Annotated in this window: 20 protein-coding genes; 9 read left to right on the top strand and 11 right to left on the bottom strand. The window is 62.3% G+C overall.

Translation table 11 applies throughout. From position 1 onward, the window contains the following. The first annotated feature begins 154 nt into the window (after window positions 1-154). The 3 genes from mshA to OOZ51_RS00090 all read left to right on the top strand — a co-directional run bounded on the left by mshA (window position 155) and on the right by OOZ51_RS00090 (window position 4,358). The gene (gene mshA, locus OOZ51_RS00100; RefSeq protein ID WP_265976858.1) at window positions 155-1,399 is read left to right on the top strand and encodes a D-inositol-3-phosphate glycosyltransferase; all 1,245 of its coding nucleotides are present in this window, start codon (window positions 155-157) and stop codon (window positions 1,397-1,399) included. Window positions 1,400-1,536: 137 nt separating this feature from the next. Continuing rightward, window positions 1,537-3,231, top strand: a complete 1,695-nt coding sequence (locus OOZ51_RS00095; protein WP_265976857.1) for a formate--tetrahydrofolate ligase — start codon at window positions 1,537-1,539, stop codon at window positions 3,229-3,231. 167 nt (window positions 3,232-3,398) lie between these two features. Then, entirely contained in the window at window positions 3,399-4,358 is a 960-nt protein-coding gene (locus tag OOZ51_RS00090; RefSeq protein WP_265976856.1) for a DUF559 domain-containing protein, read from the top strand. Window positions 4,359-4,483: 125 nt separating this feature from the next. Here OOZ51_RS00090 and OOZ51_RS00085 read toward each other — a convergent pair whose 3' ends face one another. From OOZ51_RS00085 to glmS, 8 genes are all read right to left on the bottom strand, one after another. Next, window positions 4,484-5,569 carry an inositol-3-phosphate synthase gene (locus tag OOZ51_RS00085; RefSeq protein WP_265976855.1) on the bottom strand — a complete coding sequence of 362 codons (1,086 nt, stop codon included), beginning with the start codon at window positions 5,567-5,569 and terminating at the stop codon, window positions 4,484-4,486. Between the two features lie 166 nt (window positions 5,570-5,735). After that, window positions 5,736-6,773 carry an L-glyceraldehyde 3-phosphate reductase gene (mgrA, locus tag OOZ51_RS00080; RefSeq protein ID WP_265976854.1) on the bottom strand — a complete coding sequence of 346 codons (1,038 nt, stop codon included), beginning with the start codon at window positions 6,771-6,773 and terminating at the stop codon, window positions 5,736-5,738. A 60-nt stretch (window positions 6,774-6,833) separates the two neighbouring features. Beyond that, window positions 6,834-8,591: a malto-oligosyltrehalose trehalohydrolase gene (gene treZ / locus OOZ51_RS00075; RefSeq protein WP_265976853.1), complete on the bottom strand. Its 1,758-nt coding sequence runs from the start codon at window positions 8,589-8,591 to the stop codon at window positions 6,834-6,836. Between the two features lie 58 nt (window positions 8,592-8,649). Next, on the bottom strand, window positions 8,650-10,980 hold the full coding sequence (gene treY / locus OOZ51_RS00070; RefSeq protein ID WP_265976852.1) for a malto-oligosyltrehalose synthase: 2,331 nt from the start codon (window positions 10,978-10,980) through the stop codon (window positions 8,650-8,652). Next, window positions 10,977-13,316 (bottom strand): glycogen debranching protein GlgX, encoded by a 2,340-nt coding sequence (gene glgX / locus OOZ51_RS00065; protein ID WP_265976851.1) that lies wholly within the window; start codon window positions 13,314-13,316, stop codon window positions 10,977-10,979. The genes treY and glgX overlap by 4 nt, the downstream gene beginning before the upstream one ends. 74 nt (window positions 13,317-13,390) lie before the next feature. After that, complete coding sequence (locus OOZ51_RS00060) at window positions 13,391-14,935, bottom strand: NAD(P)H-hydrate epimerase (RefSeq protein WP_265976850.1); 1,545 nt, start codon at window positions 14,933-14,935, stop codon at window positions 13,391-13,393. A 13-nt stretch (window positions 14,936-14,948) separates the two neighbouring features. Continuing rightward, on the bottom strand, window positions 14,949-15,296 hold the full coding sequence (locus tag OOZ51_RS00055) for a holo-ACP synthase (RefSeq protein WP_265976849.1): 348 nt from the start codon (window positions 15,294-15,296) through the stop codon (window positions 14,949-14,951). A 4-nt stretch (window positions 15,297-15,300) separates the two neighbouring features. Continuing rightward, entirely contained in the window at window positions 15,301-17,193 is a 1,893-nt protein-coding gene (gene glmS / locus OOZ51_RS00050) for a glutamine--fructose-6-phosphate transaminase (isomerizing) (protein ID WP_265976848.1), read from the bottom strand. A gap of 176 nt (window positions 17,194-17,369) precedes the next feature. Between glmS and coaA the strand changes: the two genes are divergently transcribed. Continuing rightward, window positions 17,370-18,338, top strand: coding sequence for a type I pantothenate kinase (coaA, locus tag OOZ51_RS00045; RefSeq protein ID WP_265976847.1), 969 nt, complete (start codon window positions 17,370-17,372; stop codon window positions 18,336-18,338). Between the two features lie 5 nt (window positions 18,339-18,343). After that, entirely contained in the window at window positions 18,344-19,207 is an 864-nt protein-coding gene (locus OOZ51_RS00040) for a M15 family metallopeptidase (RefSeq protein ID WP_265976846.1), read from the top strand. Between the two features lie 108 nt (window positions 19,208-19,315). On the opposite strand, the gene glmM is transcribed toward OOZ51_RS00040, so the two are convergent. After that, window positions 19,316-20,680 (bottom strand): phosphoglucosamine mutase, encoded by a 1,365-nt coding sequence (glmM, locus tag OOZ51_RS00035; protein WP_265976845.1) that lies wholly within the window; start codon window positions 20,678-20,680, stop codon window positions 19,316-19,318. Between the two features lie 196 nt (window positions 20,681-20,876). Between glmM and OOZ51_RS00030 the strand changes: the two genes are divergently transcribed. Together OOZ51_RS00030 and OOZ51_RS00025 are read left to right on the top strand one after the other, a co-directional pair. Continuing rightward, window positions 20,877-22,082, top strand: coding sequence for a bifunctional glycosyltransferase family 2/GtrA family protein (locus OOZ51_RS00030; protein ID WP_323054642.1), 1,206 nt, complete (start codon window positions 20,877-20,879; stop codon window positions 22,080-22,082). A gap of 110 nt (window positions 22,083-22,192) precedes the next feature. After that, the gene (locus tag OOZ51_RS00025) at window positions 22,193-24,007 is read left to right on the top strand and encodes a glycosyltransferase family 39 protein (RefSeq protein WP_265976843.1); all 1,815 of its coding nucleotides are present in this window, start codon (window positions 22,193-22,195) and stop codon (window positions 24,005-24,007) included. A gap of 78 nt (window positions 24,008-24,085) precedes the next feature. On the opposite strand, the gene rpsI is transcribed toward OOZ51_RS00025, so the two are convergent. Together rpsI and rplM are read right to left on the bottom strand one after the other, a co-directional pair. Then, on the bottom strand, window positions 24,086-24,595 hold the full coding sequence (gene rpsI, locus OOZ51_RS00020; RefSeq protein WP_234749102.1) for a 30S ribosomal protein S9: 510 nt from the start codon (window positions 24,593-24,595) through the stop codon (window positions 24,086-24,088). Between the two features lie 36 nt (window positions 24,596-24,631). Then, entirely contained in the window at window positions 24,632-25,075 is a 444-nt protein-coding gene (gene rplM, locus OOZ51_RS00015) for a 50S ribosomal protein L13 (RefSeq protein WP_024817563.1), read from the bottom strand. A 296-nt stretch (window positions 25,076-25,371) separates the two neighbouring features. Between rplM and OOZ51_RS00010 the strand changes: the two genes are divergently transcribed. Beyond that, window positions 25,372-26,025, top strand: a complete 654-nt coding sequence (locus tag OOZ51_RS00010) for a prepilin peptidase (RefSeq protein ID WP_265976842.1) — start codon at window positions 25,372-25,374, stop codon at window positions 26,023-26,025. Between the two features lie 267 nt (window positions 26,026-26,292). Next, the gene (locus tag OOZ51_RS00005) at window positions 26,293-26,484 is read left to right on the top strand and encodes a Flp family type IVb pilin (protein ID WP_265976841.1); all 192 of its coding nucleotides are present in this window, start codon (window positions 26,293-26,295) and stop codon (window positions 26,482-26,484) included. Window positions 26,485-26,838: the final 354 nt, after the last annotated feature.

Below are 26,838 nucleotides of genomic sequence, written 5' to 3'. Positions count from 1 at the left end.
GTCACCGTGCTGGCCGGGCTGCGCTGGCGCACTGTCCAGCGTGTTGGCCGGGCTGCGACGCCTCGGATGTCAGGAGTAGTGTTTTCGCTGAGGCGCAGGAAGGTTGCGCCTCGCAGAACTTGTTGAATTGATCGTTGGGTACAGGAGGTAGGCCGTGTCGATGATCCGTCGCGTGGCGTTCCTGTCCCTCCACACCTCCCCTATGGAACAGCCCGGTTCCGGCGATGCCGGCGGCATGAATGTCTACGTCCGGGCCCTGGCCATGGCGCTGGCCGATCTCGGCGTGGAAGTAGAGATTTTCACGCGTTCAACGTCCACCGAGCAACCCGCCGTCGAACACCCCGGTCCCGGTGTCTGCGTCCACAACGTCTTGGCGGGGCCGCCCCGGAAGCTGCCCAAAGAGGAGCTTCCCGAGCTCCTCCACACCATGGTTGCCGAAATCGAGAGGATCCGGCAACGGCAGCCGCACGGCCGCTACGACGCCATCCATTCGCACTACTGGGTGTCCGGTGTGGCCGGTCTGGAACTCTCGGCGCTGTGGAACGTACCGCTGATCCATACGATGCACACCATGGCCAAGGTCAAGAACCTCGTGCTGCAATCCGGCGAACGCCCCGAACCGCGACTGCGGGAAGACGGAGAGCACAGGATCGTGGAGGGGGCAACGCGCCTCGTAGCCAACACCCCAGCCGAGGCCCAGGAACTGGTATCGCATTACGACGCCGATTTCGACCACATCGACGTCGCACCCCCAGGCGTTGACCTCACCGTGTTCACTCCGGCGTTCCGGGCCCGGTCCCGTGCCGAGCTCGGCGTGCGGCCCGGCAGTTTCCACCTCCTGTTCGCCGGACGCATCCAACGGCTCAAGGGTCCGCAGGTCTTCATCGAAGCCGCCGGAGTCCTCCGCAAGCGGCGGCCCGATATCGACCTTGAGCTGACCATCCTGGGCGCACTAAGCGGTGCCAAGGACTTCAACCTGCAGTCCTTCATTGCGGCCGCGGGACTCGAAGACGTCGTAACCCACCGGGCGCCGGTCAAGGCCCCGAAGCTGGCGGCCTGGTTCCGCTCGGCCGACGTCGTGGTGATGCCCTCCTTCAGCGAATCGTTTGGGCTTGTTGCACTTGAGGCCCAGGCATGCGGCACCCCGGTGGTGGCCGCCAACGTGGGCGGGCTGTCCCGAGCCATTGCGGATGGGCGGACAGGTATTTTGGTGGACGGCCACGATCCGTCTCGCTGGGCCGACGTCATCGAAGCCTTGTACGACGATTCCCGCACCCGGGAAGACATGGGCCGCGCGGCTGCCGTACATGCGGAAGCCTTCGGCTGGCAGAGGACGGCGGCCATTGCTCTTGAGAGCTACCAAGCGGCCATCGGCGCCGTCCTGGTCCGCCCAAGCTAAACGCCCGCTCACCTATATCGGCAATCCCGACGACGCCCGCTCACCTATTAGCCCCATCCTCCAAACCCTCGCTCACCTATGGGGACTCGCCTGATAGATTGTCGCGCACAGTATTCCGTACAGAGCTGAGGACAAAGATGTCTGAAAACAGGATCTTGAGCGACCTTGAAATTGCCCAGAACGCAGCCATACGTCCCATCGAGGAGATCGCGGAGCGGGCCGGGATCAATGTCGATGCCCTGGAGCTTTACGGTCGGTTCAAAGCGAAAGTCGATCCCGCCAAGCTGCATCTCCCTGAAGCCAAGCGCGCTGGCAAGATAGTCCTCGTTTCGGCCATGTCCCCGACTCCGGCAGGTGAGGGAAAGTCCACCACGACGGTGGGCCTCGCCGATTCCTTGGCACGGGCCGGTCACCGGGTGATGATCGCACTGCGCGAACCGTCCCTTGGTCCGATCCTGGGCATGAAGGGAGGAGCGACCGGTGGCGGCTACTCCCAGGTTCTTCCGATGGACGAGATCAACCTGCATTTCACAGGCGACTTCCACGCGATCACCTCGGCCAACAACGCCCTCATGGCGCTCGTGGACAACCACATCTTCCAAGGCAACGAGCTCAACATCGATCCCCGTCGCATGACCTTCAAGCGGGTCCTCGATATGAATGACCGATCCCTCCGGGAGGTCATCATCGGCTTGGGCGGCCCTGCTCAAGGTGTACCGCGGCAGGACGGTTTCGACATCACCGTGGCTTCCGAGATCATGGCCGTCTTTTGCCTCGCCACGGATCTGGACGATCTCCGCGAGCGCCTGGGCCGGATCACTTTCGGATACAGCTACGATCGGCTTCCAGTCAGCGTGGCCGATCTGGGGGTCCAGGGCGCACTGACGATGCTGCTCAAGGACGCCATCAAACCGAACCTCGTGCAGACCATCGCGGGAACCCCTGCGCTGGTCCACGGAGGCCCGTTCGCCAACATCGCTCATGGCTGCAACTCGCTCATTGCCACGCGAACGGCCCAACAGCTCGCAGACATCGTGGTCACGGAAGCTGGATTCGGTGCCGATCTTGGCGCCGAAAAGTACATGGACATCAAGGCTCGCATCGCAGACGTGGCGCCCTCCGCCGTCGTCGTCGTGGCGACTATCAGGGCGCTCAAGATGCAAGGCGGCGTCCCGAAGGAACTGCTCACGGAGCCGAACGTCGAGGCGCTCGCGGCCGGCGTCGAGAACCTCAAACGGCACGTGCACAATGTCGAGAAGTTCGGCGTCACACCGGTTATCGCGATCAACAAGTTCGCCACCGATACGTCGGAAGAGCTCGAATGGCTGCTGGCCTGGTGCGCCCGGGAGGGAGTGCAGGCTGCGGTAGCCGATGTCTGGGGTCGGGGTGGAGGGGGCGACGGCGGTGACGAGCTCGCGGCGAAGGTCGCCGCGGCGGTGGCGGCAGCAACGCCGTCGGACTTCCGGCATTTGTATCCTCTGAGCCTGTCCGTGGAGGACAAGATCCGCACGATCGTGCAGGAAATCTATGGTGCCGACGGGGTGGAGTTCTCGGTCCCTGCGCTCAGGCGCTTGGCGGACATCCGGAAGAATGGCTGGAGTGGAATGCCGGTTTGCATGGCAAAGACGCAGTATTCATTCACCGACGATGCCTCGCAGTTGGGCGCCCCCAAGGGTTTCACGGTGCACGTGCGAGAGCTGATCCCCAAGACCGGGGCGGGATTCATTGTCGCGCTCACCGGTGCGGTCATGACGATGCCGGGATTACCTAAGGAGCCGGCCGCGATGCGCATGGACGTGGATGAGCACGGCAATCCGGTGGGCCTCTTCTAACGCCCGCTCACCTATGACGCCTTTGTCTGAGACGCCCGCTCACCTATGACGCCGATTCGGGAAACGCTCGCGCACTCTTGCCTCGTCCCTATGCCCATCCATCGACCGAATCCCGAGCCTGTGGATAACTTCTGCGGGCACCCGGCCGTTTGAGTAACAATGCGGGTATGCGAAACGAGTTTGCCCTTCCCGTTGAACTATTTTCACGACCGTTCACGCTCGCCGAGGCTCAAGCCCAGGGTGTCCCGCGCGGCCGCCTCCTCCGTGCCGACATCGAAAGCGTCAGCCGCGGCCTTTATCGCCCGGCCGGCTGGGACTTCGATCTTGAGTCAGCCGCCCGCGTATTGTCGGCCGCGACGCCGGGCGCCTGGATCTCCCATGTGACGGCGGCCCGCCTTCGCTGTTCCTGCCTTCCACCCTGGCTCTCGGACTCGACTGAGCTGCATCTCAGCAAGCCCCGGTCATTGCCCGGGGTTCGCCGCAAAGGCGTGATCGGCCATACCGTGATCGCTGCCGGGGACGAGGTTGAGGTCGCTGACGGAATCCGGATCAGCACGCGGTCTCGTACCTGGTTGGACATGGCAAGGCTGCTGCCGTTGAACGACCTCGTCTCCATGGGCGACGAGCTGATTCGCGTCCCTCGGCAGTCCTTGGAAGGGCGAGACGCTCCGTTCGCGACCATTGAAGAGCTGCGTGCCCTAGTGGGGCGGCATCCGAATTTGCAAGGCGTGGTGCGTGCCCGGCAGGCGCTGGCGCTGATGCGCGTGGGGGCGGATTCTGCGCCAGAGTCCTTGCTTCGCTTGGCCATGCAAGACGCGGGAATCCCCGAACCCGAGCTTCAAATCAGGCTGCGGGATGCCGGTCCATTCTCGCCGTCGGCGGATTTGGGCTTCCGTCAAAGGCGGGTCGCCATTCAGTACGACGGCGGCCATCACCTCGTGGAGACACAGTCACTGAGCGATCGACGCCGGGACAAAGCCTTCGAAGACGCCGGATGGACTGTGCTCGTGTTCCGCAAGGACGATTTGGCAGATGGTTTCGAATTGGCAACCAAGAAGATCAAGAAGGCGCTGCGATCAGCCTGGGTGGATCCCGCCGTCGCATCTGGCTTTACAAACGCCGTGTAGTGGGCGAGCATCGGCACGACGCACCCAAGGTGAGTGAGCGTTAAACGACAGGCGCTCGCCCACTTTAGAAGTGAGCGAGCGTCCGTCAAAAACCCGACAGAAGTGAGCGAGCGTCGGGCGGGAGGTTAACGTTCGACGTCGCCGCGGATGAAGGCCTCGACCTTATCGCGGGCGAGGTCGTCGTTGAACTGCTCGGGCGGGGACTTCATGAAGTAGCTGGAAGCCGAGAGCAGCGGGCCGCCGATACCACGGTCCAGGCCGATCTTGGCGGCGCGGATGGCGTCGATGATCACGCCGGCGGAGTTCGGGGAGTCCCAAACCTCAAGCTTGTACTCCAGCGATACCGGAGCATCGCCAAAGTTGCGGCCTTCGAGGCGGACAAACGCCCATTTGCGGTCGTCGAGCCAGGCGACGTAGTCGGACGGGCCGATGTGGACGTCGTCTGCGTGGAGCTTGGCCTCGACATTGGAGGTCACGGCCTGGGTCTTGGAGATCTTCTTGGACTCCAGGCGGTCACGTTCCAGCATGTTCTTGAAGTCCATGTTGCCGCCGACGTTCAGCTGGTACGTGCGGTCCAGGGTGACGCCGCGGTCTTCGAAGAGCTTGGCCATGACACGGTGCGTGATGGTGGCGCCGATCTGGCTCTTGATGTCATCGCCAACGATCGGAACACCCGCGGCAGTGAACTTGTCAGCCCATTCCTTGGTGCCCGCAATGAACACGGGCAAAGCATTGACGAAGGCAACACCAGCGTCGATGGCGCACTGCGCGTAGAAGTGCGCGGCTTCCTCGGAACCAACCGGCAGGTAGCAGACCATGACGTCGGCCTTGGTTTCGCGCAGTGCGGCGACGATGTCCACTGCCTCTTCCGGAGCCTCGACGATGGTCTCGCGGTAGTACTTGCCCAGGCCGTCCAGGGTGTGGCCACGCTGCACGGTCACGCCAGTAGAAGGGACATCGGCAATCTTGATGGTGTTGTTCTCGCTGGCGCCGATGGCGTCTGCAAGGTCCAGGCCGACCTTCTTGCTGTCGACATCGAAAGCAGCGACGAATTGGACATCGTTTACGTGGTACTTGCCGAACTCAACATGCATCAGACCCGGAATCGTGGCCTGGGGGTCGGCATCGCGATAGTAGTGGACACCTTGGACCAGCGAAGCGGCGCAGTTACCTACACCGACAATGGCGACACGAATCGGATGTGAAGACACGGAACTCCTTTGAGCACTAACCTCAGGTGCCTGGCGCGTCTGTACCTGAATGTACGACGGCGTCTTAAAGGCACAGCGCCGTTCGGCGCTCTTTGCATTGTAGCCAACCTGAACGGGGCCGGCTTTGTTCCCGGCCGGCCCCGTTCTTCTGTTAAGTTTTCCTAATCTACCTCTGTGCCCACAGATTGATGTCGGATTCGACGGCGAACTCGTCAATCGCAGTCAGTTCCTCTGAGGTGAAGTCGAGGTTGTTGATCGCAGACACGGTGTCCTCCAACTGCGCGACACTTGACGCGCCCACCAAAGCCGAGGTCACAGGTGAACCCTTGGGCTGCTCGCGCAGGATCCAGGCGATAGCCATCTGGGCGAGGGTCTGGCCCCGTCCATCGGCGATCGCGTTCAAACCACGCACCCGGCTCAGCTTTTCCTCCGTCAGTGCGGCTTCTGACAAGAACCGTTCCTTGGCCGCGCGTGAGTCCGCCGGGATTCCGTTCAGGTACCGGTTGGTGAGCATCCCCTGTGCCAGCGGGGAGAAAGCGATTGAGCCGGCGCCTACCTGGTCAAGTGCCTCGTACAGGTTGGGACTGCCGTTCTCGGTCCACCGATTGAGCATGGAGTAGCTGGGCTGGTGGATGAGCAGCGGCGTGCCCATCTCCTTGAGGATCCTGGCCGCCTCAAGAGTCTGCTCCGGAGTGTAGGAAGAGATACCCGCATAGAGGGCCTTGCCGGAACGGACGGCGTGGTCCAACGCGCCCATGGTTTCTTCCAGCGGCGTTTCGGGATCGGGACGGTGGCTGTAGAAGATGTCCACATAGTCCAGTCCCATGCGCTGAAGCGACTGGTCCAGGCTGGAGAGCAGGTACTTGCGGGAACCCCATTCACCGTAGGGGCCGGGCCACATGTAGTAACCGGCCTTGGTCGAAATGACGAGTTCGTCGCGGTACGGCTTGAAGTCGTCCTTCAGGTGGCGGCCGAAGTTCGTTTCAGCCGCACCGTCCGGCGGACCATAGTTGTTGGCAAGGTCGAAGTGGTTCACCCCGAGATCGAAGGCCCGGCGCAGGATGGCGCGCTGTTCCTCGAAACGCTTGTCATCGCCGAAGTTGTGCCAAAGTCCCAACGAGATGGCAGGAAGTTTGAGGCCGCTGCGTCCGACGCGGCGGTAGGGCATGGTTTCATAGCGGTTTTCCGCTGCCGAATAAGTCATACCCACCATCCTGCCACCCGTTCCTGGGCCGGAACTGCGGCGTCCGTCATGTGGTCAAGGTCACCCCAAGCGCACGACGGCGGCGCTCTCCCCCGGGATTGTCAGCTTCCCGTTCCTGACGGCGGACGAGGGGTCCGTGGCGAGCAAAAGGTCACCGTCCATGTTCCTCGTCAAAGGCTGCGTCCCAAAGTTGCAGGCGACCCTCACGACGCCACGGCTGAGAACCAGCCACCGGTCCTCTTCGCTGAAGTTAACATGCGTGTCGGTGAATCCGCCGGCGGCAAGCTCCGGCGTCGAGCGCCTGAGGTTCGCCAAGGCTCGATAGAGTTCCAGGAGCCGAGCATGATCGCCGTCGTGGATTTCCTCCCATTTGAGCTTGGAACGGCTGAATGTTTCCGGGTCCTGCGGGTTGGGGACCAGTGCAGGGTCCCAGCCCATCCGTTCGAATTCCTTGAGCCGGCCCTCTGCCGTTGCCTTAGCCAGCCATTCCTCGGGATGCGACGTGAAGAACTGCCAAGGCGTGGACGCGCCGAACTCTTCCCCCATGAACAGCATCGGCGTGAACGGGGACGTCATGGTCAGGACGGCGGCCAGCGCCAACCTGCCGTAAGACAGGCTCGCACTCAGGCGGTCGCCGGCGGCTCGGTTGCCGATTTGGTCGTGGTTCTGGCTGCACACCACCAACGCGGCAGGATGGACCAGACCCGGGCGGATGGGCCTGCCATGGTGCCTTCCGCGGAAGCTTGAGTAGCTCCCGTCGTGGAAGAAACCGTGCTCAAGGACTTTGGCCAAGGCGGCCAAGGAATCGAAATCCGCGTAGTACCCGGCAGTCTCACCGGTGAGGTTCACATGAACCGCGTGGTGGAAGTCGTCGCTCCACTGGCCTTCCAGCCCGTAGCCGTTGGCGTCCCTGCGGTAGATCAAGCGCGGGTTGTTTAGATCCGATTCGGCAATCAGTGTCTTGGGGACACCGGTTTCAGCTTCGATCCCATCCGCAAGGCTGGCCAGGTCCTCCAGGATATGCACGGCACGATCGTCACGGAGGGCGTGCACAGCGTCGAGACGCAGTCCGTCAACGTGGAAATCGCTCAACCACATTTCGGCATTGTCAAGAATATATTGACGGACTTCGTCGGAGCCGGATCCGTCCAGATTCACTGAATCGCCCCAGGTGTTGCCCTCCCCGGACTTCAAATACGGGCCAAACTTCGGCAGATAGTTCCCGCTGGGCCCCAGATGGTTGTAGACCACGTCCTGAATCACGCCGAGTCCCGCAGCGTGCGCGGCGTCAACAAATCGCTGGTAGGCCTCCGGTCCTCCGTAGGCTTCATGGACCGCGAACCACAGCACGCCGTCGTACCCCCAGTTATGGGTACCGTTGAAGGCATTGACGGGCAGAAGCTCTACAAAGTCGACTCCCAATTCAACGAGGTAATCGAGTTTTTCCACCGCCGCGTCCAGTGTGCCCTCCGGGGTAAAGGTCCCAAGGTGGAGCTCATAGATGACGGCGCCGCCGATCCCGCGGCCTGGCCATTCGGCGTCGTTCCAGGTATAGGAGGCGGCGTCGAAGGTGCGGGACAAGCCGTGGACGCCCTCCGGTTGCCGCTTCGACCTCGGGTCGGAAAAAGGCCCCTCGCCGTCCACGAGGTAGCCGTAATCCATCCCGACCCCTTGCGGGACGTCCGCCGTCCACCAACCGGTGGCTCCGCCGTCGTGCGGCCGCATCTCGTGGCGCTGGCCTGCCGCAAGCAGAGTGACAGACCCCGCAAATGGGGCCCATACATCGAATGGTTTCCTCGCGCTGGTCGTGTCCGCCATCGCTCCCCCTCAATCGTCTCGTCCGGGCTTCGGTTGCCCACGGTCGTTGGTGCTCTGGCTAGGTAATCGGCACGAGCAGGGCCACCGGGTATCTCTGTAGCAGCCTTGCGAGCGGTACTTCGCCCGCTGGGTAACTGTTGCCCGTGAGCTCGTCCTGGACCGCGCTCCCGAGGCGGATGAAGGTGTCTTGCCACCCGCCGTTGAGTTCAAGCTTCCGTGGGAGCCGAGTGGCCAACGTGATGGCACCACCTGCGCCGGCCGCTCCGCGGTCAAAGGCGAGCAAGTGGTCGGCCGCGGGTCCCCCGGCGTAGACGGGGCTGTATCCGCTGAAGAGCTCTGGCCTGTCGCGACGCAGGCGCAGCGCGCGCGACGTCAGCAACAACTTGGCCAACTCGTCCCGCGCTTCCGTCTGGGCACCGGCGTCGAGGGCAGCGAGCGCGGCCCTCCGCCGTTCGAAGTCCACCGGGCGCCGGTTGTCCGGATCGGTGAGTGAACGGTCCCAAAACTCAGTTCCCTGGTAGACGTCCGGAACGCCCGGCATAGTCAACTGAACAGTTTTTGCTGACAGCGAGTTGGACGCTCCGTAGGGGTCCAAAAGGGCGACGAATCTCTCCAGCGCAGCTGTTACGTCCGGCACATCGAAGACGGCGTCCACGGCGGAGGCCACCTTCGCTTCGAACCCTTCGTCCGGATCCGTCCAACTGGTGGAATTGCCGGCCTCGCGTGCCGCCTTGACGACGTAGCCCTGGAGGCGTTCGCGGCTTGCCGGCCAAGCACCCGCAATTGCCTGCCACACCAGAGCCGCGAGTGGCCCATCGGGAATCGGAGCTACCTTCTGCATCCGGTCCACGAATGCTTCCCACTCGGGGACTGCCTCCGAGATGGCGGAGATCCTCGCCCGGGTGTCTTCGCTGCGCTTGGTGTCGTGCGTGGTCAGGGTTGTCATGGACAGCGGCATGTGCGCCTGGCGGTGCATCATGCGCTCGTGGAATCCAGCCGGGGACAGGGCGAATTCGGTCGGGTCCGCTCCCACTTCGGTCAGAGTGCCAAGACGCGTGTAGCGGAAGAACGCGGTGTCTTCCACGCCCTTGGCCATGACCATGCCTGAGGTCTGTTGGAAGCGGCGGCCCAACTCACTGGTGGCGTCGAGCAGCAGGGGAAGCAGCCGCTCCAACACGTGTTCCAGCTCCGGCCTGGTCCGGGCGGCACTCTCAACGGCCTCCACCAGGATGTCTTTGCCGTAGGGGAGATAGCTTCGGTAGACCGGAAAGGAGGCAATGGTTTCAGCCAGCGCGTCCGCCACCTCTGGATCGGCCACCCTTGGATTGGGCAGTTCCGAAGACTTAGGGACGAGCCGTGCCAAGCGCAGGATTTCCGAGCGCAGGATGCCGTCCGTGATACGCCGCTTGGTGCCGTGGATCATGGCTTGGTAGTCGGCCGGCGTTTCGGTGCCCCGCAGCCTGGCGTCCAAGGCATCCAGCCGCACTTCGGCGTCGGGATCAACGAAAAGGCGGTCGACGTCGGCGAGCGCGTCGTAGCCTGTGGTCCCCTCGCAGTCGAAATTCTCCGGAAGCTCCTCCCCCGGCTCCAGGATCTTCTCGACAAGCACGTACGAGCCGCCGGTAGTTTCCTTCAGGCGCGCCAAGTAGCCGGAAGGGTCCGCGAGCCCGTCCGGATGATCGATCCTCAGCCCGTCCGCGAGCCCGTCCCGGAACCAGCGGGAGACCTCTGCATGGGCTTCCTCGAAGACCCATGGGACTTCGACGCGGATCCCGGCCAGAGTGTTGACCGCGAAGAATCGGCGGTAATTCAGTTCGGCGTCGGCCCGGCGCCAATCGACCAGTTCGTAGTGTTGCCGTGCATGGACATCGCGGGCGTCCTCACCTACGACGTAGCTACCCTCGGCTAGCGGGAAGCGGTGATCGAAGTAGCGCAATTCGCCGTCGACCAGTTCCAGCTTGTCGAGGTCGTCATCGCTGCCGAGGACCGGTAGCCGCAGCTTGCCGCCCCCGAAGTCCCAATCGACGTCGAACGCTTCGGCATAGCGGGAGGCCTTGCCCTCTTTGAGAAGCGACCACCACCAGGCGTTTTGCGGAGGCGACGCAACGCCCATGTGGTTGGGAACGATGTCCACCAATACCCCGAGACCGGCCTCCCGCGCGGCCTTGGAAAGCGCGGCGAGCCCTTCGGCACCGCCCCGCGACGCATCGACCGTGGAGGGGTCCGTGACGTCGTAACCGTGGTCCGAGCCCTCCTCCGCAGTCAAGATCGGCGACAAGTACACCCAGTCAACCCCGAGGTCGCGCAAATAACCCGTGAGGGCCGCGGCGTCGTGGAGCGTGAACGAAGGCCGGATCTGGAGCCGGTACGTTGAGACCGGCGTCCTCATGATCCCCCATTCTTGGGGGCGCGTGGCTTTCTGGGCTTCTTCGGCGCAGCGGCAGCCTTGGTTTCAGCGTCAGGCTTCGGGTCCGGCACTGACCGGAGCGGAGCCCTGTTCGGCGCCGACGCGACTGGCGTCAGCGTGGCCGGCGCAGTCAGGGATGCCGTTTCAGAGGTTGTTGTCTGGGACAACGCGGCTAGCGAGGCAGCGACGGAGTGGTCCGGATCGGTGTCAGGGATGCTGTGGGCCCGCAAGACGACGAGCGACTTGGCCCCCACAGTGAGGACCGATTCCGCGGGCATGGGTTCAGTGTCCGCTCCGCCACCGGCGGTGTCGATGATGATGTCCCAGGCTGGAGCGTATTCGTCAGAGGGCACCTTGAAGCCCACTTCGTCGTCGTGGGCGTTGAAGTAGAGCAGGAAGTTGACGTCAGTGATACGCCGCCCCTGGTTGTCCCTGCCGCGGATGCCATCCCCGTTGAGGAACACGCCCACCGAGCGGCCGAAGCCGCTGTCCCAGTCCGACGGCGTCATGGTGGTTCCGTCGACATCGAGCCAAACGATGTCCGGGAGCCGCTCGCCCTCGCCCCGCAGGACGGGGCGCCCGTCGAAGAAGCGGCTGCGCCTGAACGTGGGGTGCTTGGCGCGCAGTGCGCTGACGGCTGCCGTGAACTCGACCAGGGGCTGGTCCACGCTATCCCAATTGATCCAGGTCAGTTCCGAGTCCTGGCAGTAGCCGTTGTTGTTGCCCCGCTGTGTCCTGCCGAGCTCGTCACCGTGCAACAGCATGGGGACACCTTGGGAAAGGAGCATGGAGGCGATGAAGTTTCGCTGCTGGCGGGCACGGAGACCGAGGACGACGGGATCCTCCGTGGGGCCTTCGACACCGCAGTTCCAGGAGCGGTTGTGGGATTCGCCGTCGTTGTTGCCCTCGCCATTGGCCTCGTTGTGCTTCTCGTTGTAGGAGACCAGGTCAGCCAGGGTGAAACCATCGTGGGCCGTGACGAAGTTGATGGAAGCCACCGGGCGGCGGCCGGAGTGCTCGTAGAGGTCCGCCGATCCGGTCAGCCGTGAGGCAAACTCGCCCAGTGTGGAGGGCTCGCCCCGCCAAAAATCACGGACAGTGTCACGGTACTGACCATTCCATTCCGTCCACTGCGGCGGGAAGTTGCCTACTTGGTAACCGCCCGGGCCCACGTCCCACGGTTCGGCTATCAGCTTGACCTGGGAGACGACAGGGTCCTGCTGGATGAGTTCGAAGAATGTCGACAGCTTGTCCACGTCGTAGAACTCGCGCGCCAACGTTGAGGCGAGGTCGAAGCGGAAACCGTCAACGTGCATTTCGGTGACCCAGTAGCGCAAGGAATCCATGAGCAGCTGAAGGGAATGGGGGCTGCGTACGTTCAACGAGTTACCGGTGCCCGTGTAATCCATGTAGTGCTTCTCGTCGCCATCCATCAGACGGTAATAGGCGGCGTTGTCGATGCCCTTGAAGGACAGTGTGGGGCCGAGGTGGTTGCCCTCGGCGGTGTGGTTGTACACGACGTCGAGAATGACCTCGATGCCTGCCGTGTGCAACGCCCTGACCATCGCTTTGAAGTCCTGGACTTGCTGGCCGGTATCACCCTTGGAGCTGTAGCTGTTGTGCGGCGCGAAGAACCCGATGGTGTTGTAGCCCCAGTAGTTGTTCAGCCCCTTGTCCTGCAGGATGCCGTCGTTGGTGAACTGGTGGACGGGCATGAGCTCGATGGCTGTGACGCCGAGCTTTTGCAGGTGGGAAATCACGGCAGGGTGTGCGACGCCGGCATAAGTACCGCGTTGTTCCTCCGGAACCTCCGGGTGGAGCTGCGTCAGCCCCTTGACGTGCGCTTCGTAAATCACCGAGCGGTGGTACGGAATGCGGAGCTGCTGGTCACCCGCCCAGTCGAAGAAAGGATTGATGACGACGCCCATCATCATGTGGGGCGCGGAGTCCTTGTCGTTTCGGGAGTCCGGATCCCCCATGTTGTACGAGAAAAGCGCCGGGTCCCAGTCGATCTGCCGGTGGATGGCCTTGGCGTAAGGGTCCAGGAGGAGCTTGTTGGGGTTGAAGCGCTGGCCGGCGGCAGGGTCATACGGGCCGTGCACACGGTATCCGTACTTCTGCCCGGGCTGGACCTGCGGCAGGTAGCAATGCCATACATAACCGTCCACCTCGTTGACGGTGTAGCTGATTTCGTCCCCGTCGTCGTCAAAGAGACACAATTCCACCTTTTCGGCCTTCTCGCTAAACAGCGCGAAGTTGGTTCCCGTGCCATCAAAGGTGGCCCCCAACGGGTATGCGGATCCTGGCCAAACGTCCATGTGTTCTCCTTCACGTGCCGGATAACTTGTTGCCAGCCTAGCTATGTTGGGCGACATTCAACGAACATCCGGAATTATCCGGCGCGATATTCCTGGAGGATTCGCAAGACATCGGGGACCGCCCGAGCGATGTCGGAGGCAGTCAGGGGTCCTCCAGCGGAGGCGGTGCTGCCTGCCATTCCGTGGATGCTTGCAGCCGCGGCCGCGACCGCCGCCCATCTCTCATCGGTGGCGATTCCCAGCGCAGCGAAGGGGCCGTCGTCGTCCAACCCTGATTCCGCAAAGGCGGCAGCCAGGGCACCAAGGATCCCGCCGAGGACGTCCCCGCTTCCCGCCGTCGACATCCAAGGGCATCCCTCGGATTGACTGAACACCCCTCCCGAAGGGGACGCAACCAGTGTTGTGGCACCTTTGAGGAGGACAACCGCCCCCGTGTGTTCCGCGGCCATCCGGACGAAATGCAGTGGCCGGGACTCCACATCCTCGCGCGTGAAGCGTACTTCGCCGCGGCCAAGCAGGTTGGCCAGCTCCCCCGCGTGCGGAGTCAGGATCCAGTTGGGCGGGCAGCGTTCCGGCAGGAGCCCCAGCGCTCCGGCGTCGACGACGGCAGGCTGGCCGGCGCCGGACGCTGCGGCCAGTACGTCACGGGCCCGCTTGAGTTGTTCGGCTCCGACCAGGCCGGGACCGAGCAGCCATGCCTGGACCCGTCCGGGTTCGGCCGGCTCCCAAATAGCCTCGGGAGTGCGACCCAGTACATGCCTCGCCACGACTTCCGGTCCCAGGTACCGCACCATTCCCGCGCCGGACGCCGCCGCGGCCTCGACAGAGAGGGCTGCAGCGCCCGTGTAGCGCTCGGAACCGGCGACGACGCCGACGACTCCCCTGGTGTACTTCTGAGCCCGGCGCACGGGTTCTGGCAGGACGGCAGCCAAGTCACGGACAGACAAGCGGCGTAGGAGGGGTGCGGGAAGATGATCCTCGATGCCGATGGGTACCAGGAGTACGCGGCCGGCATACCCCTCACCGGGATCGGCCATCAATCCAGCCATGACTCCCCCGAATACCACCGTCATCCGCGCCGTCAGCACAGGCCAGTGGACTTCGCCCGTGTCCGCGTCCACGCCGCTGGGAGTATCGCAAGCCACGACCAAGTCCGGTTTTAGCTCCTGCAAGGCAGCAATCAATTCCGCGGCCGGACCGCTGAGGCCTCCCCGGGCGCCCGTGCCCAGGATGGCATCTATGACCACGTCGGCGCTGGCACTTAGCACCGCTAGCTCTTCGGCATTGTCCCCGTTCAGGACGTGGACGCGTCCACCGGACGCCCTAAAGGCCGCCATAGCGTCCGGATGGGCAAAACCGGCGGTGAGCACCGCCGTCGTGCGCATGCCACGGCGAGCAAGCATTGCTGCGGCGAAGAGACCGTCCCCGCCGTTGTTGCCCTTGCCCGCCAGTACCGTGACGCTGGAGCCGTAGACGCGGCGGCCCTCCGAACGGAATTCGCGGACGACGGCGTTTGCCAGGCCATGGGCCGCGCGCTGCATGAGAACAGCGCCTTCACCGATATCAAGAAGCGGTTGTTCCGCTGCCCTGATCTGTGTTCCGGTGAAGGCGCTGATCATGTTGCTTGGGTTGTTAAGCTTCGGCGATGACCATGGCGGTGGCGATGCCGCCATCGTGGCTCATGGATACGTGCCAGCGCTTCACGCCTTTGGAATCCGCGACTGCCAGCACGGTGCCTTTGACCTTGATAGTGGGGCCGTTCTGGTCAAGGCCGATCCAGCAGTCTTGCCAGTTCATGCCCGCCGGAGCCCCCAACACCTTGGCCACAGCCTCCTTGGCCGCGAAGCGCGCCGCCAAAGAGCGCGTGTTGAGCTCGCGTTCCGCGGGAACGAACAAACGGTCCCGGAGCCCGGGAGTTCGCTCCAGCTGGCGCCCAAAGCGCTCAATGTCTACGACGTCTACCCCTATGCCAACAATCATGGGGTTATTCTACGGTCACGCTCTTGGCAAGGTTACGAGGCTGGTCCACGTCGTACCCCTTGGCCTTGGCCAGTTCTGCCGCGAAAATCTGCAGCGGAACGGTGGTGAGCAGCGGCATCAGGAGAGGTGGCGTCTGCGGGACATAGAAGACGTGCTCAGCGTAGGCCCGCACCGCTTCGTCGCCTTCTTCTGCGATCACCAAGGTGCGCGCACCGCGGGCACGGATTTCCTGGATGTTGCTGACCACCTTCGCGTGGAGGGAGTCGCGGCCGCGCGGCGATGGGACCACCACGAAGACGGGCTGTCCTTCGTCGATGAGCGCGATCGGGCCGTGCTTGAGCTCGCCGGCAGCGAAGCCCTCGGCGTGGATGTACGCGATTTCCTTGAGCTTCAAAGCGCCCTCGAGCGCCACCGGGAAGCCCACGTGGCGGCCCAGGAACAGTACCGACTTCTCATCCTTCATGCTGCGGGCGAGCTCGCGGATAGGGCCCGCGTTGTCGAGAATCTTCTGGATGTGGGCGGGTATTTTGCCAAGGTCCGCCAATACGTCCTTGATCTGGCCTGAGAAGATGTTTCCGCGCAACTGGGCCAAGTAGAGGCCCAGCAGGTAGGCAGCCGTGATCTGGGCGAGGAAAGCCTTGGTCGAGGCGACGGCGATCTCCGGCCCGGCGTGCGTGTAAAGCACCGCATCCGATTCGCGTGGGATCGTGGATCCGTTGGTGTTGCAGATCGAGATCGTCTTGGCGCCCTGCTCGCGGGCGTAACGGACGGCCATCAGGGTGTCCATGGTTTCACCGGACTGGCTGATGGACACCACCAGGGTGTTGGCGTCAACGATCGGGTCGCGGTAGCGGAACTCATGCGCGAGCTCTACTTCGGTGGGGATACGGCACCAGTTCTCAATGGCGTATTTGGCAACCATCCCGGCATATGCGGCCGTGCCACAAGCCAGGACAATGATCTTGTTGACCTGCTTCAGCAACTCGGGGTCGATCCGGACTTCGCTCAAGGTCAGCTTGCCGTTGATATCCGAGCGGCCGAGGAGGGTCTGGGTGACGGCGTCCGGTTGGTCGTGGATTTCCTTCTCCATGAAGGAGCTGAAGCCGCCCTTTTCCGCAGAGGCCGGATCCCAGTCCACGTGGTATTCCTTGCCCTGGGCGGGAGCGCCGAAAAAGTCGGTGATCTCCACGGAGTCCGCCGTGATGGTGACGATCTGGTCCTGGCCGAGCTCGACGGCGCGGCGAGTGTGGTCGATGAAGCCGGAAACGTCCGAGCCGAGGAAGTTCTCCCCTTCACCGAGTCCTACGACAAGGGGGGAGTTGCGGCGAGCCGCCACAACGACGTCGGGCCGCTCAGCGTGCACGGCGAGGAGCGTGAACGCTCCTTCGAGCCGCTGGCAGGCAAGCTGCATCGCTTTGGTGAGCTTGCCGTTGGACGAGTCCCCGTTGAGCTGGTTGCGGAAGATATCGCCCAGCAAGGCTGCCGCGACCTCGGTGTCAGTTTCCGACGCGAAGGTGACGCCCTTGGCGATGAGCTCCTGCTTGAGCTCGGCGAAGTTTTCGATGATTCCGTTGTGGATCATGGCCAAGCGTCCGCCGTCGGCCAGATGCGGGTGGGCGTTCTGGTCGGTGGGTCCACCGTGAGTGGCCCAGCGGGTGTGGCCGATGCCGGTCAGCGAGCTGGGGAGCGGATTGTCGTCGAGTTCGCTCAACAGATTGCTGAGTTTTCCGGACTTCTTCCGGAATGCGATGGTTCCATCGGCCACCACGGCGACGCCGGCTGAGTCATAGCCCCGGTACTCAAGACGACGAAGTCCTTCGAGTACGACGTCGAGAGCCGAGTGCCCGGCATCTGCCCGACGGGATGAATTGCCAACGTATCCTACGATTCCACACATGCCTACAAGAGTAGCGGGTGCCCCGCGAAATGGACGTAGGATATCCGGCCCTACAAGCAAGCAGACCGCCGGAAACTGCCGGATCCAGCGTCCTCTCCGGAGAGCATGCTCACACAAATTCTTCCCTCCGTTCATGCTGCATTTCCGGATCAGCCAAGTGGGGGGGCAGAATCTCTATGGTGACTTTGCAACGCAACGAAGCGAACGGCGACAGCTCCTCTCCGTTCGTGGAGCTGGACAGGCAGACGTGGTCCCGGCTGGGTGCACAGATGGAGCAGCCGCTTAACGAAGAGGACATCATCCGGCTTCGTGGCCTCGGCGATCCCCTGGACATGAAGGAAATCCGCGAAGTCTACCTTCCGCTCTCCCGTTTGCTGCATCTCTACGTCCAAGCATCCCAGCAGCTCCATGCAGCCACGACGACGTTCCTTGGTGAGCAAACCCAGCGCACGCCCTTCGTGATCGGCGTCGCGGGTTCCGTGGCGGTCGGTAAGTCCACGATTGCCCGCGTGCTGCGGGAAATGCTCCGCCGTTGGCCAGGCACACCGAACGTCGAATTGATCACCACCGACGGATTCCTGTATCCGCTGGCCGAATTGAAGCGACGGCATTTGCTTGAGCGCAAGGGCTTTCCAGAGTCCTACGATCGCCGGGCACTGCTTCGTTTCGTGAGTGCGATCAAGGGCGGCGCCGAAGAGGTCCGGGCTCCCTGGTATTCGCACGTCACCTACGACATCGTCCCGGACAAGGAAGTAGTGGTCCGGCGGCCTGATGTCCTCATTGTCGAGGGCCTCAACGTGTTGGCGCCTGCCCGCCCCCGTCAGGACGGCCGGCAGGGACTGGCGCTGAGCGACTTCTTTGATTTCTCCATTTACGTTGACGCCAAGACTTCGTATATCGAAGACTGGTACGTGGACCGTTTCCGGAAGCTTCGGAGCACGGCCTTCGCCCAGCCCGAATCCTATTTCCACCGTTATGCGACGCTCTCCGATGCCGAGGCGGAAGCCACTGCCCACGGCATTTGGAAACGCATCAACGAGCCCAACCTTGAGGAAAACGTGCTCCCTACCCGCGGCCGGGCGCAACTTGTCCTCACCAAGGATGCCGATCATTCCATCCGCCGCATGCTGCTCCGAAAGGTCTAGCACGGATGTGCCACAACTGCGGCCCCAGCCGAAGATCCTTCACAGCCCTTCTGGCGGCAGGCATGGGAATGACGGCTTTGGCTGCCTGCACCCCAGGTAGCCAGGTCGCTTCACCTGCTGCGGCCCCGTCCCCTTCAGGTTCCCAAACAGCAACGGCGACGCCGTCAGTGGCGACCACGACGGCGGTCCCGTCCCCGGCGGCGAGCGAAGCACCGCCGTCGGGCGCACCACCCTCCAAGGCGCCGCCGTCTGGGGCTCTATCCAAAAAGTATTCCCTGAGCGACCCTGCGAGCCAGTGGGTCATCGTCAACAAGCACCGCCCGTTGACTCCCCTGCAGTTCGTCCCCCCTGATCTCGTACAGCCTCATGTCCAGCTCGCGGTAAGCGGAGAAGCCGCGTTGCTCAACAGCACAACTGCCGCAGCGGCAGAAAAGCTCTTCGCCGGAGCCGCCTCGGCAGGCGTGACCATGACTTTGGCCTCCGGCTACCGCTCCTTCCAAACGCAAACCGTGACGTACAACGGCTATATGAGCTCGCGCGGCCAGGCTTCAGCAGACACGGCTTCCGCCCGTCCCGGGTTCTCGGAACACCAGACCGGTTGGGCGTTCGATATCGGCGACGGCGGCGGGGCGTGCAGCTTCCAGCCTTGCTTCGCGGAGCAGCCAGCCGCTATTTGGGCCAAGGCCAACGCATTCAAATATGGATTTGTTGTCAGGTACCCATGGATGCTCCATGAAATCACGGGTTACTACTACGAGCCCTGGCACTTGCGCTTCGTCGGGATTGAGGCCGCGACAGATATGGCCAATCGTGGGATCGGCACCCTCGAGGAATATTTCGGCCTGGAAGCGGCACCGGGCTACCTGTAGCGGTTGACTAACCATCAACAGAGTCCATCGGCAAGCACTTGAAACAACTGTGGCCCGACTCCTCGCGGAGACGGGCCACAGTTGTTTCGGTCTTTGCTGCGCTCGGGACTAAAGAGCCAGTTCGCGCGGAATCGTGAGGCGGTCTTCGACGACCCCGGCGAGTTCAGTGCATATGCGGGTTGCGGTTTCCATGTCTGCGGCCTCGACCATCACACGGACCAGCGCTTCGGTGCCCGATGGGCGCAGGAGCACCCGGCCGGTATCGCCAAGTTCGAGCTCGGCGGCAGCCACCGCGGCGGCTACACCCTCGTCCGTAGCCGCCCGGGACTTGTCCACGCCCTTCACGTTGATCATGAGCTGCGGCAGCTTGGTCATAACCCGGGCGAGGTCTTGGAGGGTACGGCCGGTGCCGGCAACCTGGGCGGCAATCTGCAGACCGGTCAGGACGCCGTCGCCGGTGGTGGCGTAGTCGGAGAAGATCACGTGGCCCGACTGCTCCCCACCAAGGCTGAAGCCGCCGTCGCGCATTTCCTCCAGGACGTAGCGGTCCCCTACCGCAGTCTCGCGGATGGTGATTCCAGCATCACGCAATGCGATCTTGAGCCCGAGGTTGCTCATCACCGTGGCCACCAGGACGTCGTCCTTGAGCTTTCCGGACTCTTTCAGCGCGACGGCCAGGATCGCCATGATCTGGTCGCCGTCTACCTCGTTGCCTTCGTGATCCACGGCCAGGCAGCGGTCGGCGTCGCCGTCGTGGGCGATGCCGAAGTCCGCACCGTGCGTGACGACTGCTTCCTTGAGCTTGCCAAGGTGCGTGGAACCGACGCCGTCGTTGATGTTCAAGCCATCGGGTTCCGCACCAATCACCACAACTTCGGCGCCAGCGCTAGCGAAGACCTGCGGGGAACAGCCGCTGGCCGCACCGTGGGCACAGTCCAAGACGACTTTAAGGCCCTCAAGGCGGTGCGGGAGCGTACCGAGCAAGTGGACGATGTAGCGGTCCTCGGCGTCCGAGAAGCGCTGGATGCGGCCGACGGCGCCAGCCACCGGACGTGAAGGTTCTCTGCCGAGCTGAGCCTCAATTGCGTCCTCCACCTCGTCCGGGAGCTTCTGGCCGCCGCGGGCAAAGAACTTAATCCCGTTGTCCGGCGCCGGATTGTGCGACGCGGAGATCATGACGCCGAAGTCGGCATCGAGGTCGGCGATGAGGTAGGCCGCTGCGGGCGTGGGCAGCACACCGGCGTCGTACACGTCGATCCCGGAGCTCGAAAGCCCGGCTTCCACAGCTGCGGCGATAAACTCCCCGCTGGCGCGCGGATCCCGGGCTACGACGGCGCGGGGCCGCTTTCCGTTGGCCGAGCGCTCGTGGCCCAACACCACCGCAGCGGCTTGTGCCAACTGGAGAGCAAGCTCTGCGGTGAGCAATCCATTGGCGAGACCACGCACGCCATCTGTTCCAAATAATCTAGCCATCGCGTCCCAGTCTAGACGACGGCGCATCTACACGACGGCGCAGGGGCCGCGGGAAGGAGTGCCGCAGTCCCTGCTTTTACCCCTTCAGCCGCGCGACCGCAAGAGTGCAGCTACTTGACTTGCGCTTTCCGCTCCACTCTAGTAATGACCCTTAACGAGTATCTACGATTACCGCATGACACCTAGCTCTGGGGGCTTGGCGCTCGAAATAATTGTCCCCGTTTTCAACGAGTCCGCCATACTCGAAAGAAGCATCCACAGGCTTGCCGACTATCTGTCGCGAGAATTGTTGTACAGCTGGAAAATCACGATTGCCGATAATGCCAGCACCGACGCAACAGGTTCTATTGCGCGGAAGCTCGCTGATGAGGTTCCAAATGTTGGTTATCGGCGCCTCGAGACTAAAGGGCGCGGCTTCGCGCTCCGCGACGCCTGGACGTCCTCTGAAGCAAGAGTTCTCGCCTATGTAGACGTCGACCTGTCGACCGACTTGGCTGCATTGCCCCCGCTCATCGCTCCCCTGCTTTCCGGACACTCAGACGTCAGTATCGGCACCAGGCTTGGGCGTACTTCCAGGGTGGTGAGGGGTCCAAAACGGGAATTCATCTCCCGGAGCTACAACCTGATTCTTAAACGGACCATGCAAGTTCAGTTCTCCGATGCCCAATGTGGTTTCAAGGCCGTCAGGGCAGAGGTCGCACATCGACTGCTTCCTTATGTGAAGGACAACTGCTGGTTCTTCGACACGGAGCTGTTGATCTTGGCTGAGCGGGCAGGGCTTCGTATCCACGAAATTCCCGTCGACTGGATCGACGATCCGGATAGCAGGGTAGATATCCGCCAAACGGCCGTCGACGATATCAGGGGCCTCGTGCGCGTTGCCAGTTCCATGGTGAGGGGAAGAATTCCTTTGGAGGCGATATACGCGGAACTGGGACGAGGACCGATCGCCGCGCCAACGCGTCCAAGTTTCTTCGGCCAAGTGGTACGTTTCGGAATCGTCGGCGCGTTCTCTACGCTCGCTTTTGCTTTGCTATATCTGCTATTCCAAGGACCCTTTGGCGCACAACAGGGAAACTTCCTGGCGCTGTTGCTAACGGCAATCGCCAACACAGCAGCCAACCGTCGCTTTACGTTCAGAATCCACGGACAAGAGCGGCTCTTCACACAACAGTTTCAAGGGCTAGTGGTGTTCATGGTCGCGTGGGGGATTACTTCATCTTCCCTACTGTTGCTACATGCCGTTCAACCGGACGCAGCACCCAGAACCGAGCTGATCGTCCTGACCTGTGCAAACGTACTCGCCACTCTGCTTCGCTTTGTCCTGCTCCGGATCTGGGTCTTCCGGGTTCGGCGGTCAGATGAACGCCGCAGCGCGGCCACCACCAAGCTGGCAATTTGAGCAACAAAACCAGCCGGCTTCCAGGACAAACGGGCCCAAGCACCCTCATCGGAGGCCGGTCCCGAGTCATTCCGGAGTGGTTTCGTGGGAATCCCGCGAATGCGGCGTGGGTGCGCCCAGCGCTTCTGGGCCTCTTGTTCTTGACGTCAGTCCTCTATATGTGGGGACTCGACCGAAACGTCTGGGCAAACTCTTACTACTCGGCTGCCGCTATGGCAGGTTCGGAAGATTGGACGGCATTCTTCTACGGCTCCTCGGACCCGGGCAATGCAATAACCGTGGACAAGCCCCCGCTTTCACTGTGGGTTATGTCCCTCTCCGTCCGGATTTTCGGACTCAGCTCGTGGAGCATCCTCCTGCCGCAGGCTCTGATGGGGGTACTCAGCGTCTATTTGCTCTATCGGATGGTAGCGAAACGAACCGACCCAGCAACTGGCCTGCTTGCGGGGCTTTTCTTCGCGGTTACCCCCGTGGCCACCGTGATGTTCAGGTACAACAACCCGGACGCGCTGCTGACTCTGCTGATGGTTGGGGCCGCCTACGCCACACTCGAAGCAATCGACCGGGGTAAGCTGCGCTGGCTGCTTCTTGCGGGCGCCCTTGTCGGTGCAGGGTTCCTCACGAAGCAGCTTCAGGTCGCCCTTATCCTGCCCGCGATCGCACTGGCGTACGTTCTTTTCGCACGGTTCCCCGTGTATGTCAGGGTGCTCCATTTAGGTGCCGGGTTGCTCGCCGCGATCGTGACATCGGGTTGGTGGTTCATGATTGCCCAGACGGCCGACCCTGCCCGAAGGCCCTTTGTGGGCGGGTCCCGATCCAACAGCATCTGGGAGCTAACGCTGGGATATAACGGGTTGGATCGGCTGACTGGCGAGGATGCCAGTCACACGCTGTCAGGTCCCGCTGCGGGGTTAAACACAAAACTTGACCCAGGGATCACACGTTTCCTGCAACCGCAGTTCTCGGCCCAGTTCGGGTGGTTTCTGCCACTTGCCATTGCGGGAGTCGGCATCACCATTCTGTTTCTCATTCGACGCCACGGAAGGCCAGAGCAGCGTTCCTTCTTAGGGCTGAGCGCTGCGTGGTTTGTTTGTTCGGCCACGGTCCTTGCCATGATGACGGGCATCGTCCATCCCTATTACGCGATTTCAACTGTGCCGGCGCTTAGTTGTCTAGCCGCCTTTGCGGCAACCTACCTCCTGCGCCACTTAGCAAGCGGATTAGTCCGTCTGGTGTCAGGTCTCGTTCTGGCTCTCTGCCTGATTCTGGGATACGTTTCCGCGTCCCGGTCCATCTCGGAATTCCCTTGGTTGCCCCTAATACTGTTGGTCGCAGGCGCGCTGGCAATCGCCGTCGCGTTGCTTCCACCCGTCAAAAAGCAACTTCGAGCGATACCCCTTTCCCTGATCGGAGTCTCCATTTTGCTGGGTCCCACGATCTGGTCGGTAAACACGGTACTGAGTCCGCACGTCGGCGCAGGAGTTGTCGCCGGGCCCAGCACCTTGGGCATCCGATCAGATCATCCCGATCGAACTCAGCTGCCGCCGGGGACGCCCTTGACCTTCACTGCAGTCATGTTCGGCGACGTGCCCTCCCCAGGGGTTCTTGGGCGGATCAAGTCGAGCTCTCCGTCCCTCAAATGGGCAGTTGCCGTTGTTGGCTCTGAGACGGCCGCCAACTACCAGCTGGATAGCTCCAAAGCAGTGCTGGCCGTAGGTGGATTCGATGGCACGGATCCTTTCCCGACGCTGGAGCAATTCCAGACGATGGTCCGCCAAGGTAATGTCGGATCGTTTGTGATCCAGAACCTTCCACCTTTGACAGTTCAGGGGAGAGGTGAATCGGCACGGATCGTGCGCTGGGTCGAAAGCAGCTTCCAGCCCGAGATGATCGACGGAGCGTCCTTCTACCGCCTCACCCAATAGTTCAAAGTACGACAAAAACCCGCCCCGCCAAATGGCGGAACGGGCTTTCGTAGAGCGGCTTTGGCGCTTGTGGAGCCTCTAGCGCTTGGAGTACTGCTGAGCCTTGCGTGCCTTCTTGAGACCGGCCTTCTTACGCTCGATGACGCGGGCGTCACGACGCAGGAACCCGGCCTTCTTCAGCGTGGCGCGGTTGTTCTCGGTGTCGATCTCGTTCAGTGAACGGGCGATACCGAGACGCAGTGCGCCGGCCTGACCGGAAATGCCGCCACCGTGGATGCGTGCGAAGACATCGTAGGCGCCGTCAAGATCAAGGATCTTGAAGGGCTCGTTGACGTCCTGCTGGTGCAGCTTGTTCGGGAAGTAGTTGGCCAGCTCGCGGCCGTTGATGATCCACTTGCCAGTACCGGGCACGATGCGAACACGTGCAACGGCTTCTTTACGACGGCCAACTGCGGCGCCGGCAACAGTCAGTGCCGGGCGCTCCTTCTTCGGCGCTTCTGCTTCCGCAGGACCGCTCTCCGAGGTGTAGCTGGTCAGGTTTTCCTCAGCCACAACGGCCTCGGTGGTCAGTTCTTCGTTCTGAGCCACGATTCTCCTTGATTAAAAGTTGGTTGGTGGCCAGGACTACTGGGCGACCTGGGTGATTTCGAAAGTCTTGGGCTGCTGGGCGGCGTGCGGGTGCTCTGCACCGCGGTAGACCTTCAGCTTGCCCAGCTGCTGTGCAGCAAGGGAGTTCTTCGGGAGCATGCCCTTGATGGCCTTCTCCACTGCGCGGACCGGGTTGGATTCCAACAGCTCCGCGTAGTTGACGGAGGTCAGGCCGCCCGGGTAGCCGGAGTGGCGGTATGCGCGCTTCTGCTCCAGCTTGGCGCCAGTCAGGGCAACCTTCTCAGCGTTGATGATGATGACGAAGTCGCCCATGTCCATGTGGGACGCAAAGGTCGGCTTGTGCTTTCCGCGCAGCAGTGTTGCGGTCTGGCTGGCAAGACGACCAAGGACAACATCGGTGGCGTCAATGACGTGCCACTGGCGGTTGATATCGCCGGGCTTCGGGGTGTACGTACGCACGGTTTTGCCTCGTTCTTGTTCTGGCGTTCATGTTTTAGGCGGCACGCTTGGAGCGTGTGCCTACTAGGTATGCGTTACCGGAGCAGAGGTGAGGGCTCTATGTACCAGTTATCCCGAAGTCCCGATATGCCTGTCGGGTTAACGATCCTGCAACGGGATCCCCAAGCGGGCATGTGTCATCGAGAAAGGACACGCACAACGACTATCAACAATAGCGGCAAGGAGCTTCAGGGTCAAAATAGGCTGGTAACCAGCGTGAACAACTGAGACCCCGTCCTGAGCTCCTAGGAGACGCCGTGACAGCAACTGCCGCCCAGCCCTTGCTTGTGGCTGCCCTCGGACTCCTAGGGCTACTCACGAGCCCCCTGGCAGAACTCCTGATAGCCCGGTCCCTGCCGCGCCTCGGCGGACTCCCCTCCCCCTTCGTCCGGATCACGACGGCGGTGGCCACCGGGGTGTTGTTTGCCCTCCTGGGGCTCCGGTTCGGCTGGTCCCCTACGCTCCCCGCGTATCTCCTCTTGGCGGTATTGGCTGTGCAGCTGTCGCGCTTGGATGTGGCGCACCATTTGCTGCCGAACCCGTTGGTGTTGTTGCTGCTTTCTGCCGGCTTGGTCCTGTTGACTACGTCCGCCGCGCTGCTTCCGGACTGGCCTGGGCTGCTGCGCGGGGCTGCCGGCGGAGTCATTTTGTTCCTTGGGTACTTGATTCTTGGATTAATTTCTCCGAGAGGCCTCGGAATGGGCGATGTGAAGCTCGCGGCACCACTCGGAATGTATTTGGGCTACTTGGGTTGGACCCAGGTGTTCTACGGGGGGCTGCTGGGGTTCGTGGTGGGTGGGGTGATGACGGTGCTGTTGTTGCTACTGAACCGCGGAATCAAGCCCGCTGAAGTGGCTCACGGGCCAGCCATGTTCGCCGCAGCAATTGGAGTGGTACTACTCACAGGGTGAGTAGTGAGCGGGCTGCAAGGTCCCCCTCAAGCCCACGAGCAACTACTGCCCCGCGGCTTGGGTAGTACTTAGCCAGAAAACCAAGTAGTCACGCCCCACGAGCGAGTAGTCCTCGCTGCCCAGAAGCGAAAAGTCGAGTACCACTACGCGTTGTTTGTTAACCCTTCCACGGGCAATTCTTGTCCTATCGAAATCCGAACCGCCCAACGGGATATGTGAGCGGCCGGAATTGGCAGACAAATTCACTTATCTGGGGAAGGTTTTACAATGTCCACTCTCATGCTCTCTGTTGTTTCATTCATTGCCGGTGTCAAGGATCGGCTCAATTCCGAAAAGGGGGCGACGATGGTGGAGTACGGTATCATGGTGGCCCTTATCGCCGTCGTTGTCTTGGCGGCCGTTGGACCGCTGGGAACAACAATCAAGACTATGTTCGACGGCGTCACCGGCAGTGTATAATCCACCACTTCATCATTTGGCCTGACTTATCGCGTTCGGTTGGAGCGTGATTTTGGGCAGTGGATTATATCGAGAACGGTTTTCTGCTCGGCGGCGATATCGGGGGCGAATGTCGGTGTGGAGGTGGAGGAATATCCCCAGTCCCGCAGGTCTATCTTTCTCATCGGGAGGATTGCAACTCTTGGTAGGAGCCGACGACTTCAGCTGCGGCCGTGACCGGGATCTTCGTGGGCTTGCCGTCCCCGGGGTGTGTTTAAGAGCCGAAAGGGCGCTCTGAGGCGAATTCCAGGGGTCGATGCAACACCCGAGGTCAGCTGGCTATCAGTAAATCACGAAGTGACTCGGCAGGGGTTT

Source organism: Arthrobacter rhizophilus (assembly GCF_026241105.1).
In the GTDB taxonomy this organism is placed as follows: Bacteria; Actinomycetota; Actinomycetes; order Actinomycetales; family Micrococcaceae; genus Arthrobacter.
This window is presented reverse-complemented; position numbering and strand designations above follow the sequence as displayed.

What these genes read in the sequence shown, in the direction of transcription:
- OOZ51_RS00095 (WP_265976857.1), top strand. Translation starts at nt 1,537, where the DNA reads ATGTCTGAAAACAGGATCTTGAGCGACCTTGAAATTGCCCAGAACGCA.
- OOZ51_RS00090 (WP_265976856.1), top strand. Translation starts at nt 3,399, where the DNA reads ATGCGAAACGAGTTTGCCCTTCCCGTTGAACTATTTTCACGACCGTTC.
- mgrA (WP_265976854.1), bottom strand. Translation starts at nt 6,773, where the DNA reads ATGACTTATTCGGCAGCGGAAAACCGCTATGAAACCATGCCCTACCGC.
- treZ (WP_265976853.1), bottom strand. Translation starts at nt 8,591, where the DNA reads ATGGCGGACACGACCAGCGCGAGGAAACCATTCGATGTATGGGCCCCA.
- treY (WP_265976852.1), bottom strand. Translation starts at nt 10,980, where the DNA reads ATGAGGACGCCGGTCTCAACGTACCGGCTCCAGATCCGGCCTTCGTTC.
- glgX (WP_265976851.1), bottom strand. Translation starts at nt 13,316, where the DNA reads ATGGACGTTTGGCCAGGATCCGCATACCCGTTGGGGGCCACCTTTGAT.
- OOZ51_RS00060 (WP_265976850.1), bottom strand. Translation starts at nt 14,935, where the DNA reads ATGATCAGCGCCTTCACCGGAACACAGATCAGGGCAGCGGAACAACCG.
- OOZ51_RS00055 (WP_265976849.1), bottom strand. Translation starts at nt 15,296, where the DNA reads ATGATTGTTGGCATAGGGGTAGACGTCGTAGACATTGAGCGCTTTGGG.
- glmS (WP_265976848.1), bottom strand. Translation starts at nt 17,193, where the DNA reads ATGTGTGGAATCGTAGGATACGTTGGCAATTCATCCCGTCGGGCAGAT.
- coaA (WP_265976847.1), top strand. Translation starts at nt 17,370, where the DNA reads ATGGTGACTTTGCAACGCAACGAAGCGAACGGCGACAGCTCCTCTCCG.
- OOZ51_RS00040 (WP_265976846.1), top strand. Translation starts at nt 18,344, where the DNA reads ATGTGCCACAACTGCGGCCCCAGCCGAAGATCCTTCACAGCCCTTCTG.
- glmM (WP_265976845.1), bottom strand. Translation starts at nt 20,680, where the DNA reads ATGGCTAGATTATTTGGAACAGATGGCGTGCGTGGTCTCGCCAATGGA.
- OOZ51_RS00005 (WP_265976841.1), top strand. Translation starts at nt 26,293, where the DNA reads ATGTCCACTCTCATGCTCTCTGTTGTTTCATTCATTGCCGGTGTCAAG.